The organism is Micromonospora sp. RTP1Z1 (assembly GCF_033804685.1).
Classification (GTDB): domain Bacteria; phylum Actinomycetota; class Actinomycetes; order Mycobacteriales; family Micromonosporaceae; genus Micromonospora.
Genome location: NZ_JAPFQV010000064.1, coordinates 1 through 14,306, shown reverse-complemented (window position 1 = coordinate 14,306; position 14,306 = coordinate 1). Strand labels below are relative to the sequence as shown.

Sequence of the window (14,306 nt, the reverse complement as noted above, 5' to 3'; positions counted from 1 at the left end):
CGTGGGCAATAGTGCTGGCGGCCGCACAGCGACTGCGGCGCAGTGACGACTTCGCCGCAGCGGTCCGGGGTGGCCGACGCGTCGGCCGCGGCGCCGTCGTGGCGCACCTGACCCTCCCCACGACCACCGGATCCACCGCGACAACCTCGCCGGAGCCGGCGCGGAACATCGGTGCGGAGACCTCCGCACCGAGCCGCGCCGGCTTCGTCGTGTCCAAGGCCGTCGGCAACGCGGTGGTCCGCAACAAGGTCCGACGTCGGCTCCGGCACCTGGTCCGCGAGCGGCTCGACCAGCTCCCCGCCGGGAGCACCCTGGTGGTACGGGCACTGCCCGCGGCCGCCGAGGCGTCGTACGCCCGGCTCGGGGCCGACCTGGACGCCGCCGTCGCCGCGGCGCGGGCCCCCCGGGGTCGGCGGCCCCGGTGAGCGGCGGAAACGCCGCTCCGCGGCCCATGACAACCGGTGCCCGAGTGCTGCTGGCGCCCATCATCGCGTACCGTCGTTGGATAAGCCCGGCACTGCCGGCCCGCTGCCGGTTCTACCCGTCGTGCAGTGCCTACGCCGTCGAGGCGGTGTCGCGGCACGGTGCGCTCCGGGGAGCCTGGCTGACGGTCCGGCGGCTGTCGCGCTGCCACCCCTTTCACCCAGGTGGCCATGACCCGGTGCCGGAGCCGGGCGGTCACCGCCGTGCCGATGTGACTGGAGCCCTGTAGTGAGTCTGAGTCTCGACTGGATCTACTACGCGATCTCGTGGATCCTGCTGACCTGGCACTCGGCCTGGGACGCCATCGGGGTACCGGTCGGGGCGGTGCTCGGGACCAACTGGTCCTGGATCCTCTCCATCATCTTCCTGGTGGTGACGGTCCGGGTGATCCTCTTCCCGGTCTTCGTCAAGCAGATCAAGTCGCAGCGGGCGATGCAGGCGCTCCAGCCGAAGGTCAAGGAGCTCCAGGAGAAGCACAAGGGTGACCGGGAGACGCTCCAGAAGGAGATGATGGAGCTCTACCGGAAGGAAAAGGCCAACCCGCTGATGGGCTGCCTTCCGATGTTCCTCCAGATCCCGGTCTTCCTCGGCCTCTTCCACACCCTCAAGCGGCTCAACCCGAACGCCAAGGACCAGTACAAGGTCCTGTACGGGTGGACCTCCGGACAGTTCGAGAGCGCCGCGCACGCGAAGCTGTTCACCGCCCCGATCTCCGGGAAGTTCGGATCGACCGCCGCAGAGCTGGCGAGCCTGGGGGCCAGCGCCCACACCGTCAAGATCGTTGCGGGCATCCTGGTGGCCATCATGATCGCCACCACCTACCTCACCAGCCGGCAGATGATCCTCAAGACCGGCTGGGCGGAGGACCCACAGCAGCGCATGGTCCAGCGGCTGATGCTCTACGGCATCCCGGTGTCGCTGCTGGTCTCCGGCTCGATCTTCCCGATCGGCGTGATCATCTACTGGGTCACCAACAACCTCTTCACCCTCGGGCAGCAGCAGTGGGTGCTCCGCAAGTTCCCGCCGCTGGTGCCCGCCAAGACCGCCAAGACCGGCGCCGCGGCCCGCAACGGCGTCCAGCCCGCGAAGACCGGCGGCCTGCTCGGCCGCAAGGCCGCACCGGCACCGGCGAAGCCGCAGGTGACCACCCCCAAGGTGGCCGGCCCGAAGCCCGGCGCCAAGCCGGTCAACCCGAAGAAGACCGGCCCGGTCAAGCGGCAGGGCTGAACCCTCGGGCCGCCGTCGGGACTCCGGCGGCGGCCCTTTCGACCCCGAGCAGCCACCGTACGGTCGGCGCCGGGCCGGAACCGCCGCGCACCGCGCGGTCACGGGCGAAACTGCCCGTACAGACGTGCCCGTGGGCACCGGCGAGACCTCCCGCCGGCCCCGGGAGACCAGCGGACCCGACGGTCCGGCCGAGCGAGTACGGAGATGAGACCGTGACCGACACCAGCATCCCCAGCGCCGACCAGTCCCTGGACGAGGAGATCGCGCCGGCCGAAGTCGCCGACGACGACGCCGAGGAGACCGAGACCGGGTCGACCCGGGAGAAGAAGGCACCGGCCGAGGGCGACCTGTTCCGGCAGAGCGAGATCGCGGCGGACTACGTCGAGGGCCTGCTCGACATCCTCGACTACGACGGCGACATCGACGAGCTGGTCTCCGGCGGCCGCCCGGTCGTCGAGGTGGTCGGCGCCCACCTGCAGAACCTCGTCGGCCAGCGCGGCGCCACCCTGGAGGCGCTCCAGGAGCTGGCCCGGCTGGCGGTGTTCCGGCAGACCGGCACGCCGAGCCGGCTGCTGCTCGACGTCAGTGGCTACCGGGCCACCCGGCGCAAGGAGCTCGCCGCTGTCGCCAAGAACGCGGTCGAGAAGGTCAAGGAGCACGGCGAGCCGGTGCGTCTCGAGCCGATGTCCGCGTTCGAGCGCAAGTGCGTGCACGACGTGGTGAACGCGATGAGCGGTGTGGAGAGCGAGTCCGAGGGTGTCGAGCCGAACCGGTGCATCATCGTCCGGCCGGCGGACTGACCGGGTGACCCACGACGAGACACCGGCGGGTGCCGTGTCCGGCCCGGGCGGCACGCCGTCCGGGCCGCCGACTGTCCGGCCCGACGACGCCGCCGAACCAACCGCGCCCGGCCCGCTCTTCTCCGACAGCGCGACCGACGCCGTGACACCGCCCCCGGGCGCGCCGGCCACGGCGGCCGACACGCCCTTCTCGGGTACGCCGTTCAGCCCCGCGGACGAGCCGGCCCCGGCCGCGCCGGCGGGTTCGGTCGATCCGGCCTTCTCCGGTACGCCGACCGAACCGGCCGATTCCCCCTTCGTCCACGTGCCCGTCGATCCGGCTTTCGTCGACGTTTCCGCTGATCCGGCATTCGTCGACGGCCCGGCGGATGCGTCTTTCGTCGACGGCCCGGCCGGGTCCGCCGATCCGGCCGGCTTCACGGAGCCGGTGATCGCCGACGCGATCGATCCGTCCGGCCCAAGGGGCGCCGCCGAGCCGGCGGGCGACGCTGCGGCGGCCACCGACGGTCCTGCCGCGGACCCGTCCGACGGTCCCGCCGTTCGGCCGTCGCCTGTTGACGTGACCCTTCCGCCCGAGCTGGCGGAGGCGGCCCGCACCCTCTTCGGCGACCGGCTCGATCTCGCCGCCGCGTACGCCGAACTGCTGGCGACCGACGGCGTGGTCCGCGGCCTGATCGGCCCCCGGGAGGCACCCCGGATCTGGGAGCGGCACCTGCTCAACTGCGCCGCGCTCGCCGAGCGGATCCCCGAGGGCGCGACCGTGCTCGATGTCGGGTCCGGCGCCGGGCTGCCCGGCCTGGTGCTGGCGATCGCCCGACCCGACCTGACCATCACGCTGATCGAGCCACTCGCCCGGCGTACCTCCTTTCTCATCGAGGCGGTACAGCACCTGGGCCTGACCAGGATGGTGTGGGTCTTCCGAGGCCGGGCGGACGAGGCGGCAGCCGGGTCGCGCGACACCGCACCGCTCAGCGGCGACATCGTCACCGCCCGCGCGGTTGCTCCGCTGGACCGGCTCGCCGCCTGGTGCCTGCCGTTGGCCGTGCCCGGTGGCCGGTTGCTCGCCCTGAAGGGTGCCTCCGCCGCCGACGAGGTCGCTGAGCACGCCGAGGCCGTGGTCCGGCTCGGTGGTGGGCAGCCGGAGGTGCACCGCTGCGGCGTGGGCGTGATCGAGCCGCCCGCGACGGTGATCGAGGTGGTCCGGGAGCGGGTCGTCGGTCCGGCCCGCAAGAAGACCGCGGCGAAGCGGGCGCGGGGCGGCCGTCGCGGTGGCCGGGGTCGGGGATAACTGACTGCGTTACCGGCTTTCCGGTTGGCCGTTCGGCCGTTGGAGACGGTGCGAGATAGCGGACCGATCAGAACCCGACGTGGACCCGCTGCGCCCGTCCGCCGTAGGCTGGCCGCGCGTCGATAGTGTGGAACGGCGGTGCCGGATGGCACCGGACCCCGACCGTTCCCGCCGGGCCGTACGCCGCTCGTCGTGAGCGCGGGTACGGCCGATTGACGGGGCGCGGACCGACCATCCGGAGCGGGCAGGGATGACAGGTGCATGACGACGGCAGGTACGACGATCCACGGGTGACCGGGCCAGGAGGACGACCCTCTGTCGCCGGCCCCGTTTCACGTGAAACCGACCATCCGGGCTGGTCCGTGGGCGCAGACTCTCGCGGCCCGTCGCCCCGACCGGCGGACTCCGACCCGGTGGTGCGCCGGGACGCTCCGCCGGTCGGCGGGCTGGCGCCGACCTCCGGGGTTCCGGCCAACCTGCCGCCCGCGGCGGGAGGGCCGCAGCCGACGTCGGGGGTCCCGGCGAACCTGCCGCCCATGCGGGAAGCGCCCGAGGCGACGGATCGTCCGGCCAACGCGCCCGGCTCGCGGTCGGTCCCGGCCCGGCGGAACGTCGCCGCCTCCGCCCGCTTCGAACCGCCGCCCGCCGTCCCCGGGACGCCGGTGCCGCAACAACCGACGCCGCACGCGGTGCCGGACGCCGCCGGCCCGGTCGCGGTGGTCCCGCCCGACACGCCACCGGCCGCCGGCTACGAAGCCGAGCCCACCCCCAGCACGACCGTTTCACGTGAAACCCCGACGCGCGAAGAGGATGACCCACCGTTGGCTATGGAGGCTATGCGCGCCGTGCAGATCCTGAATCCCAGTGGCGAGGTGACCATGCCTCGGCCGGACCGGACGCGGGTCATGTGCGTCGCCAACCAGAAGGGCGGCGTGGGCAAGACCACGACCACGGTGAACCTGGCGGTGGCTCTGGCCCTGCATGGCAACCGGGTCCTCGTGGTCGACCTGGACCCGCAGGGCAACGCCTCCACGGGACTCAGCGTCCCACACCACACCGGCGTCCCCGACGTCTACGACTGCCTGATCGACAGCGTGCCGCTGGAGGAGGTCGCGCAGGCCGTCGAGGGCATCCCGAATCTCTGGTGTGTACCGGCCACGATCGACCTGGCCGGTGCCGAGATCGAGTTGGTGTCCGTGGTCGCCCGGGAGTCCCGACTGGGTCGGGCCATCGCCGGGTACCCCGGCCATTTCGACTACATCTTCATCGACTGCCCGCCCTCGCTCGGCCTGCTGACCGTCAACGCGCTGGTCGCCGCGCAGGAGGTCCTGATCCCGATTCAGTGCGAGTACTACGCGCTGGAGGGTCTCAACCAGCTCATCAACAACATCAACCTGGTCCGCCAGCACCTCAACCCGAAGCTTGAGGTCTCCACCATCCTGCTCACCATGTACGACCGCCGCACCCGGCTGGCCGACGCGGTGGAGCAGGACGTCCGGAATCATTTCGGCGACAAGGTGCTCCAGGCCGTGATCCCCCGGAATGTGCGGGTCTCCGAGGCGCCGAGCTACGGGCAGTCCGTGATGACCTACGATCCCGGTTCGCGGGGGGCGACGAGCTACTTCGAAGCCGCCCAGGAGATTGCCGAGCGTGGCGTCAAGGAGCCGGTGAACCGGAATGCGTAGTGCGGAGAAGTCGCTGGGAGGCATCGCATGAAGAACCGTCCTCGCGGCGGTCTGGGCCGAGGGCTCGGGGCACTGATCCCGACCGCACCGGTGGAGCCGGCCGCACCGGCGACCGGTGAGTCGGAGGCTGCTGCCCCGGCGACGGCGGGAGCTGTCACGCCGACGCCCTCGGCGGCCGGGACGCCCGTCGCTCCGACGGCGGAGTCCGGGCCACAGTTGAGCCCGGTGCCGGGGGCCCGGTTCGCCGAGATCCCGGTCGACACGATCGTGCCGAACCCGAAGCAGCCGCGTCAGGTCTTCGACGAGGAGGCGCTGGAGGAGTTGAAGACCTCCATCCAGGAGGTCGGCTTCCTGCAGCCGATCGTGGTACGTCAGCTCGACGGCGAGAAGTACGAACTCGTCATGGGTGAGCGGCGCTGGCGGGCGGCGCTGGCGGTCGGCCGGGACACCATCCCGGCCATCGTCCGGGACACCAAGGATGACGCGATGCTCCGGGACGCGCTGCTGGAGAACATCCACCGCGCCAACCTGAACCCGCTGGAAGAGGCGGCCGCGTACCAGCAGCTCCTGGAGGAGTTCGGCGCGACCCACGAGGAACTCGCCCGCCGCATCGGTCGCAGCCGGCCCCAGATCTCCAACACGATCCGGCTGATGAACCTCCCGGCGCAGGTGCAGCGGCGGGTCGCCGCCGGCGTACTCTCCGCCGGCCATGCCCGCGCGCTGCTGAGCCTGGACGACGCTGAGGCACAGGAACAGCTCGCACTCCGAATCGTCGCCGAGGGGATTTCGGTACGGGCGACCGAGGAACTGGTGGCCCTGGCGCTGGCCGACGGGCCGGCGAAGACCCCGGCCGCCAAGCGCCGATCCAAGCCGCACGCCCCGGCGCTGACCGACCTGGCCGACCGGCTCTCCGACCGCTTCGACACCCGCGTGAAGGTCGACATCGGCCGGAGCAAGGGAAAGATCACCATTGAGTTCGCCACGGTCGACGACCTGGAGCGGATCGTGGGGATCATCGGGGTCGGGCAGGAGGAGCAGCCCGAGGAGTGAGCCGACTCCCTCGGCGCTCGGCCGCGTGGTCCTGCCAGGACCACGCGGCCGATCTGTTTCACCGGGTCACCGTCGGCGCGCGACCGCCACAGGGCTCACAGGAGGGCCGGCATGGGTGATCTGCTGTCCGTGCCCGGGATCCACTCCTCGGTGGCCGTACCGGGCCACTGAGACCCCTTCCCGCCCGGGTGGTGCCGCCCCTTCGATTGGCGGCCGCCGCCGAACGTGGCCTCCGGGGCAACTGACCGGGCACGACCTCGTTCCGAACACCTGGCGCTCGTTCTGCCACCGCCTGGCCGAGGTCGCGGGGGAGCGCCGTTTCACGTGAAACAGCGCATTCGACAGGTGCAGGTCCGGCACCGCTCGGTACCACCGGAGTCAGCGGCACCCGGTGGCCCACCCGGGGGCACAGCGAAGGTCCCTCGGCCAGAGCAGTCAGATCGCTGGAGAGGCCGGCCGGGCCCGCGGGGTGCGGGGGTCGACGGCGTGCCCTCGAACCCGCCCCTCCTCCCCGCTCCTGTCCGACAGCGTGACCGACGCCGGGACTCCGCTCCCCGGGTCGACCAATCGTTCCGGCTGGGGGTGGCCGGCTTCTCGTCCGGGTCCGGTGCGCCGCCCGGGCGCTGCCGAGCGCAACGAGCAGGGCACCGCACGCCGAGCCGGGCGCTGTCGGTACTCGAGAGCGAGGAACCAGCGTGCCAAGGTGGCGTGTTCGTCCCCGGGGACCGGCCGTCCCGTTGCCTCTCTTGGCGGCGGCACCAGTCCAGTTCGAGCCACCCGCTGCGGTCGCTGCGTCCAGGACCGCCACCTCTTGGCGGCGGCAAATGGGCACCTGAAGCCGGCGGGGGATCGGCCGTTTCACGTGAAACGGCCCGGTGGGGGCTCCCGGCCGTTTCACGTGAAACGCGCTCCTCAGGCTCGCCCGGCACCGGCGCGGCGCGGATGGCGGACCAGTGATCCGGCCGCTCGGCCCGCCCAGCAGCGTCAGTCCGGGGCGTCCCTGCTGATCGCCTCCGCCACGGCGCCCTGGCCGAGTGCCGGTGTCGCATGGACCATTCCGGCGGAGCGCCTCCGTGACGCTGCTCCGGCTCAGTGTCGGGTGCGCGTGGAGCGCTCCGCTGGAGGAGCGCCGGGCCCCGCACAGGTGGACTCGACCCGGCTGGGAGAGAGGCGACCGAGGGGCTGGGACCGGTCAGCCCGCGCGGCTCGGTGACTCCCCGGGGCCGGCCAACGCTGCCTCGCGCGGTCGATGCCGGTCAACGGCATGTTGTCGACTTCTCGACACCTCGCCGGTTGCTCGTCGCCCCGTACGTCGCCGGAGAGCCGCCGACACGCCGTGTCCCGTTAGCCGTCCCCGGCGAGCCGCCGGCAGGCTCGACCACCTGCCGTGCAGGTCTCGGAAAGCCGGGCCCCGAGGCGGTGCCGATCCGGGACTGGTTCGTTAGGAAGAGTGGGTTGAGCGGCGGGCACGGGAGCAGTAGGAACACCCGGTCGGCTGTTCCTAAGTTATCCACAGCGGTTTTCCACAGGCACCCCCCGTTTCACGTGAAACAGCGCTGAGAAACGTGCGCTGACCTGTGGATGACACGGCGTGGTGGTGATCTCAGCGGCCTGTGGACAACGGGGTGGACAAGGCCGTACGGCGGCGAGCGAGGCTTGCCGGTCGACCCCGGTCTGATCGACGCTGAGCGTTGCTGCGGCTCCAGGCGACGAGCGGCTGATCGGGTAGGGACAGAGGGTCCTCGTCTCGGTTAGGGTCAGCGTCGTGCAGGACACCCCTCCCTCAGTTCCGGACTTCACCCAATGGCCCTCCTTTCCCTTCGAGGGCGCCCTTCGCGTCAAGCAGCTCGACGAGCCTGTCCCGGTCGAACCTCCGCGCCGCGGAGAGGAAAATCGGGAATGCACCGCCTGCAACGCCCCCGACGAGGCCTACATCTGGGTGGGTGAGCGGTGGCGGGTGCGGGCGATGGACCGCCCCACCGGCCTGCCGATGGTGCTGATCCTGGAGTCGCGGTCGCATCTCGACCTCGGCGACCTGCCCAACCTGCTCGCCGCCGAGCTGGGGGTGATGACCGTTCGCCTCGAACGGGCCATCCGGTCCCTCGACGACGTCGCCCGGGTCCACGTCAACCGCTGGGGAGACGGCTCGGCGCATCTGCACATGTGGTTCCTCGCGCGGCCGTACGGGCGTCTTCAGCTGCGCGGCACGTTCCTCTCGCTCTGGGATTCGATCCTGCCGCCCATCTCGGAGGCGCGGTGGCGGGAAAACCTCGCGATGGTCGCCGCCTGGCTCGCGGAGTTCGGCGGTCGTCCGTTGGCGGAACCGCCGCGCATCCAATGGCAGGCGCCGTCGAGATTCTCCGTGGCACCGGCAGCGGACGCCGTCGACGAGGAGGAGGAGACCGTCTCCGTCATCGAGGCGGCCGAGGAGATCCCAGAGCCCGCGCCGGAGGGCGAGACCGACGAGGTGCGGGAGGGCGAGACCGACGAGGAGCCGGAGAACAGCTCCCGCGCGGGCTGAGACCGGGCCGGACGGCGGTCGGTTTCCCGCGAGACCGGCGGCCGAGGCCTCAGCGGGAGTAGCGAGCGGGTCGGCGCACCGCAGGGCTCCGGGGAGGGCGCCAGCCGACCGTCCGGGCCGAGGGTTTTCCGAGAGAGCAGCAGAGCCTCTACCCGAGACCGATCAGGGGCGGCGGGCGGCGGCCCGGGTCACCAGCGTCCCGAGCACCCGGCCGAAGTCCAGGGCGGACGCCTGGATGGCCAGCGGCAGCAGCGACGTCTCCGTCATCCCCGGGGAGACGTTGACCTCCAGCACGTGCGGCTGCCCCGAGGCGTCGACGATCAGGTCGACCCGGGAGAGATCGCGCAGGCCGAGCGCGGTGTGCGCGGCGAGCGCCACCTCGGCCACCCGCTCGGTCACCTCCGGGTCGAGGCGGGCCGGGGCGTGCCAGGTGGTCCGGCCGGCGGTGTAGCGCGCGGCATAGTCGTAGACACCGTTGCGGGGAACGATCTCCACCGGGGGCAGCGCCTGCGGACCCTCGCCGAGGTCGAGCACCGACACCGCCACGTCCATGCCGGGCACGTAGCGCTCGACCAGGGCCGTCTGGTCGTACGCGAAGCAGCCCACCATCGCGGCCGGGAGCGACCCCGCGTCCCGGACCACCGCGGCGCCCAGTCCGGAGCCGCCCTGCGCGGGCTTGACCATCAGCGGCAGGCCCAGCCGGTCGACGATCCGGTCCAGCACCGCCACCGCACCCAACTCGGAGAAGCGGTCGTGCGGCAGGGCCACCCAGTCCGGGGTGGGAATGCCGGCCTCGCGGAGCATCGCCTTCGCCGACGGCTTGTCCCAGGCGAGCCGGGAGGCACGGGCGTCGCAGCCGACGTAGGGGACGTCGCAGAGGTCGAGCACGCCGCGCAGCGAGCCGTCCTCGCCGGTGGCACCGTGCAGGGCGATCACCACCGCGTCCGGTGGATCGGCCGCCAGCGCCGGCAGCAGGGCCACGTCGGCGTCCCGCAGTTCCGCCTCCACGCCGACCGCCCGCAGCGCGTCGAGCACCCGGCGGCCGGACCGGAGCGAGACGTCCCGCTCGTAGGAGAGCCCGCCGGCGAGCACCAGCACGTGCAGTTCGGCGGCGATGCCGGGGTCGGTCACGAGAGTCCGGGCAGCGGAGGTGACAGCCATGCGGGAATCATGCCAAGTCGGGACCCGGCGCGTCGGAGCCGGCCTGCCGGCGTCGCACGCCGGACCCACCGACCGTCCCGAAGACCCGGCGCATGGCGATGTCCTGCTCCATCACGCCGGCCAGCCGGCGCACACCCTCCCGGATCCGCTCCGGCGGCGGGAAGGAGAAGTTGAGCCGCATGTTGCCGCCGCCCGTGCCGTCGGCATAGAAGCCGGTGCCCGGCACGTACGCCACCCGGGCGGCGATGGCCCGCGGCATCATCGCCTTCGAGTCGAGGCCGTCCGGCAGGGTCGCCCAGACGAAGAGGCCGCCGCCGGGAGTGGTCCAGGTCGTGCCGGCCGGCATCAGGTCCGCCAGCGCGGCCAGCATCGCGTCGCGGCGCTCCCGGTAGACCTCCCGGTACACCTTCAGCTGCTCCCGCCAGGGCATCGTGCCGAGATACGTGGAGACGGCCGCCTGGGCGTACCCGCTGGGGCAGAGGATCTGCGCCTCGCTGGCGATGACCAGCTTGTCGCGGACCGCGTGCGGGGCCAGAATCCAGCCGACCCGCAGGCCGGGGGCGAAGGTCTTGGAGAAGGTGCTCAGGTAGAAGACCCCCTCGCGGCGGCGGGCCCGCAGCGGCGCGGGCGCCTCCCCCTCGAAACCGAGCTGGCCGTACGGGTCGTCCTCCACCACCAGCAGCCCGGCACGCTCGCAGATGTCGAGCACCCGCTCCCGCCGCTCCTCGCTCAGCGTCACGCCGGTCGGGTTCTGGTAGGTCGGGACGGTGTAGAGGAACTTCACCCGCCGCCCGGCGCGGGCCAGGTCGGCGATGGCCGCCTCCAGCGCCTCAGGAATCAGTCCGTCGCCGTCCATCGGCACGTGCACCACCTGGGCCTGGGCGGCCTGGAACACCCCGAGTGCCCCGACGTAGGTCGGGCCCTCGGCGAGCACCACGTCACCCGGGTCCAGGAAGAGCCGGGCCACCAGGTCCAGTGCCTGCTGGCCGCCGACGGTCACCACCACGTCCTCCGGCGAGGCGCCGCAGGCGGCGTCGATGCCCGACAGGGCCATCACCTCGCAGATCCGCTCGCGCAGCTCCGGGGTGCCCTGGCCGATCCCGTACTGCAGGGTGGTCGCGCCGTGCTCGGAGCCGAGCCGGCCGAGCATCTCGCCGACCGCGTCGAGCGGCAGTGCCGCGATGTAGGGCGCCCCACCGGCGAGCGAGACGACCTCCGGCCGGCTGGCCACCGCGAAGAGCGCCCGGATCTCGGAGGCCGTCATCCCCCGGACCCGGCGGGCGTACCGGTCGGTGTAGTCGTCGAGTGTCGTGCCGGTCATGACATCACCTCGATCAGGTGTCGGCGGGGCTGCCGCCCGGTGTGGTACCCGCGATGCCGGCGACCATGGCGGCGCGGGGCCGGTTGGTCGATGGTAGTCCGCGCGGACCCGCACCGGCGGGGTGACATGAGGATGCGTCCACATCCCGGACCGGGCCCTCACCGGCTCGGGTGGGCATTCGCGCGTCCCCTCCCGTACGGTCGGGTAGCGGCGTACGATCGCTCGTCGGGGGCTGGAAAGCGGTGCCGGACCGCGGTGTGTTCCGCCTCCGAGCCTAGTTGTGGGGATGCGCTGATGTCGCGACGTCTGGTCGGTCTGACCCTCGACACCCTGGAAGACCTGCCCCGCCCGTGCCGGCAGTGCGTCTACTGGGAACTGGATCCGGTCTCCGCCGACCGGGCGTGCGCCGCCGGTGACCCCGGGCTGGAGAAGGAGGCCTGGGTCTCCCAGACGCTGCTGGAATGGGGTTCCTGCGGCAAGCTCGCGTACGTCGACGGGATGCCCGCCGGTTTCGTCATGTACGCCCCGCCGGCGTACGTCCCGCGGTCGATGGCCTTTCCGACCTCGCCGGTCTCCGCCGACGCCGCGCTGCTGATGACCGCCAACGTGGTGCCCGCCTTCGCCGGCGGCGGACTGGGCCGGATGCTGGTCCAGGGAGTCGCCCGGGACCTCACCAAGCGCGGCATCAAGGCGATCGAGGCGTTCGGCGACGCCAAGTTCGGCGACGGGGACGACCCGACCCGGGCCTGCGTCGCTCCGGCCGACTTCTTCCTCTCGGTCGGCTTCAAGACCGTCCGCCCGCACCCGCGCTACCCCCGCCTGCGGCTGGAGTTGCGCACCGCGCTGAGCTGGAAGTCCGACGTCGAGTACGCGTTGGAGAAGCTGCTCGGCTCGATGAGCCCGGAGACCCTGCTACGCCCGGTGCGCCCGGCCCCGGCCACCCGGTCCAGCGGCGTCTGAGGGCCGCCTCAGTCGACCACCGTGCCGGCGGCCACCACCGCGCGCAGCTCGCTCACGTCGATCGAGCCGGTCGGCACGTCCCGCTCGATCGGGAAGTACATCCGCTGCACCGCGGCGACGATCGCCTCGACCACCCGGTCCCGGAACCGGGGGTCGACCAGCCGGGCGCGGTCCTCCGGTGAGGTCAGGTAGCCGACCTCGACCCGGACCGCCGGCATCCTGGTCAGCCGCAGCAGGTCCCACGTCTTGGCGTGGGTACGGCAGTCCCGCAGCCCGGTCCGGGCCACGATCTCCCGCTGCACCAGTCCGGCCAGGCGTTCCCCGGTGGCCGAGGTGACGCCGTTGTCGGTGCCGTAGTGGTACGTCGCCACCCCGTTCGCCGCCGGGTTGGCGTGGCCGTCGGTATGCAGCGAGATGAAGACGTCGGCGCCGAGCGAGTTGGCCAGCTGCGCCCGGTCGGCGTCGGGCAGGCAGGTCTCCGGGGCCGGGCCGCGGGTGAGCTGCACACGTACGCCGGCTGCGGCGAGCCGGCCCTCCAGCCGGCTGGCCAGGTCGTGGACGAGGTCCGCCTCGGTCCAGCGCATCGGGCCGTCCGGCACCACCTCCCCCGGGTCGGTGCCGCCGTGCCCGGGGTCGATGACCACCGTCCGGCCGACCAGCGTCGGTCCGGCCTGCCGGATCGCGTCGGATTCGCGTAGCCACTGCGGGCGCCCGCCCACCACCTTCCGGCCGAGGCGGCGCAGCGCGCCCATGGTGTGCGGGCCGCAGGCGCCGTCCGGCTTGAGCCCCATCTCCCGCTGGAACTGGGCGACCGCGCGGGAGGTGCGGATCCCGTAGATGGCGTCGGCGCGACCCGCGTCGTAGCCCATCTCCAGGAGGCGTTCCTGGAGCGACCGGACGTCCTCGCCGATCAGCGGCTCGGGCACGGCGTGGTACAGCGTGCGGGCGCCGAGCCGCCAGCGGGCCGCGTCCAGCGCCTGCCAGGTCTCCGTGCCCACCCGGCCGTCCACGCTCAGGCCACGGGACTGCTGGAACGCACGGACGGCGCGTTCCGTCGCCACGTCGAATTCGTCGCCGTGAACGCCGGACGGGAGCAGTTCCAGGCCGGTGAGGACGGTACGGATCTCCGTCACCGCGGGTCCCCGGTCACCGGGTCGGATCGGACGCACACGCGACCCCCTCTGCGCGGATGCTGGCTGGCCGGCCCCCGCGGTCGCCCGAGGCGAGACCCTGCGGATGCTTACGGAGCGTACCGTGATCGGTCACCGGCCGACTCCGGGTTAGCGCAGGTCAGCGGTCCCGGCGGTGGACGTCGACCGAAAGCGGGAACCCCCGGGCCCGGGGTCGGGCACGGGGGTTCCGCGGGGGGACTCGACTCAGAGCGCCGATTCGATGAGCTTGACCAGCTCGCCCTTCGGCTTGGCGCCGGCGATGGACTGCACCGGCTCGCCGTTCTTGAAGACGGTGAGGGTCGGCACGGACATCACCCGGTAGGCCCGGGCGGTCTCGGGGTTCTCGTCGATGTTGAGCTTGACGATGGTGACCTGGTCACCCATCTCGCCCGCGATCTCTTCCAGCAGCGGCGACACCTTGCGGCACGGCCCGCACCACTCCGCCCAGAAGTCCACCAGAACCGGCTTGTCGGACTTCAGCACGTCGCTCGCGAAGCTCGCGTCGGTGACCGCCTGAGACGAAACTCGGCCTCAGCCACGTGTGCGGCAGCGTCCCGGCGGAGCCGGGACACGGTGGTTTCCGGGCATGGTGGTGGGCTTGCCGCTGGTGGCGGGGTGCGGCAAGCTGGGTGCTGGTG

General features: G+C 72.4%; 11 protein-coding genes and 2 pseudogenes. 9 read left to right on the top strand and 4 right to left on the bottom strand.

Annotated elements, in window-relative coordinates; translation table 11 throughout:
* The first annotated feature begins 11 nt into the window (after nt 1–11).
* The 8 genes and pseudogenes from rnpA to SLP03_RS25625 form a co-directional block, all read left to right on the top strand.
* Nucleotides 12–425, top strand: a complete 414-nt coding sequence (gene rnpA / locus SLP03_RS25660; protein ID WP_319463192.1) for a ribonuclease P protein component — start codon at nt 12–14, stop codon at nt 423–425.
* A 26-nt stretch (nt 426–451) separates the two neighbouring features.
* Nucleotides 452–712: a membrane protein insertion efficiency factor YidD gene (yidD, locus tag SLP03_RS25655; protein ID WP_319463191.1), complete on the top strand. Its 261-nt coding sequence runs from the start codon at nt 452–454 to the stop codon at nt 710–712.
* A gap of 5 nt (nt 713–717) precedes the next feature.
* Nucleotides 718–1,710, top strand: a complete 993-nt coding sequence (yidC, locus tag SLP03_RS25650) for a membrane protein insertase YidC (RefSeq protein ID WP_319463216.1) — start codon at nt 718–720, stop codon at nt 1,708–1,710.
* Between the two features lie 212 nt (nt 1,711–1,922).
* A complete protein-coding gene (locus tag SLP03_RS25645) occupies nt 1,923–2,510 on the top strand; it encodes a protein jag (protein WP_319463190.1) in 588 nt (195 codons plus the stop codon).
* A gap of 559 nt (nt 2,511–3,069) precedes the next feature.
* The gene (gene rsmG, locus SLP03_RS25640) at nt 3,070–3,798 is read left to right on the top strand and encodes a 16S rRNA (guanine(527)-N(7))-methyltransferase RsmG (protein WP_319463215.1); all 729 of its coding nucleotides are present in this window, start codon (nt 3,070–3,072) and stop codon (nt 3,796–3,798) included.
* Nucleotides 3,799–4,055: 257 nt separating this feature from the next.
* Entirely contained in the window at nt 4,056–5,483 is a 1,428-nt protein-coding gene (locus SLP03_RS25635) for an AAA family ATPase (protein ID WP_319463189.1), read from the top strand.
* 27 nt (nt 5,484–5,510) lie between these two features.
* Nucleotides 5,511–6,533 carry a ParB/RepB/Spo0J family partition protein gene (locus SLP03_RS25630; protein ID WP_319463188.1) on the top strand — a complete coding sequence of 341 codons (1,023 nt, stop codon included), beginning with the start codon at nt 5,511–5,513 and terminating at the stop codon, nt 6,531–6,533.
* Nucleotides 6,534–8,298: 1,765 nt separating this feature from the next.
* A pseudogene (locus tag SLP03_RS25625) lies at nt 8,299–9,048 on the top strand (hypothetical protein); the annotation flags it as partial.
* 168 nt (nt 9,049–9,216) lie between these two features.
* Here SLP03_RS25625 and SLP03_RS25620 read toward each other — a convergent pair.
* Nucleotides 9,217–10,215: a D-alanine--D-alanine ligase gene (locus SLP03_RS25620; RefSeq protein WP_319463187.1), complete on the bottom strand. Its 999-nt coding sequence runs from the start codon at nt 10,213–10,215 to the stop codon at nt 9,217–9,219.
* Between the two features lie 7 nt (nt 10,216–10,222).
* Nucleotides 10,223–11,536 carry a PLP-dependent aminotransferase family protein gene (locus tag SLP03_RS25615; protein ID WP_319463186.1) on the bottom strand — a complete coding sequence of 438 codons (1,314 nt, stop codon included), beginning with the start codon at nt 11,534–11,536 and terminating at the stop codon, nt 10,223–10,225.
* A gap of 294 nt (nt 11,537–11,830) precedes the next feature.
* On the opposite strand from SLP03_RS25615, the gene SLP03_RS25610 reads away from it, so the two are divergent.
* Nucleotides 11,831–12,496, top strand: a complete 666-nt coding sequence (locus SLP03_RS25610; RefSeq protein WP_319463185.1) for a GNAT family N-acetyltransferase — start codon at nt 11,831–11,833, stop codon at nt 12,494–12,496.
* Between the two features lie 8 nt (nt 12,497–12,504).
* Here the strand turns inward: SLP03_RS25610 and SLP03_RS25605 are convergent, their stop codons facing one another.
* Complete coding sequence (locus tag SLP03_RS25605) at nt 12,505–13,665, bottom strand: N-acetylmuramoyl-L-alanine amidase (RefSeq protein ID WP_319463184.1); 1,161 nt, start codon at nt 13,663–13,665, stop codon at nt 12,505–12,507.
* Between the two features lie 207 nt (nt 13,666–13,872).
* Nucleotides 13,873–14,190: pseudogene (gene trxA, locus SLP03_RS25600) on the bottom strand (thioredoxin); the annotation flags it as partial.
* Nucleotides 14,191–14,306 lie beyond the last annotated feature (116 nt).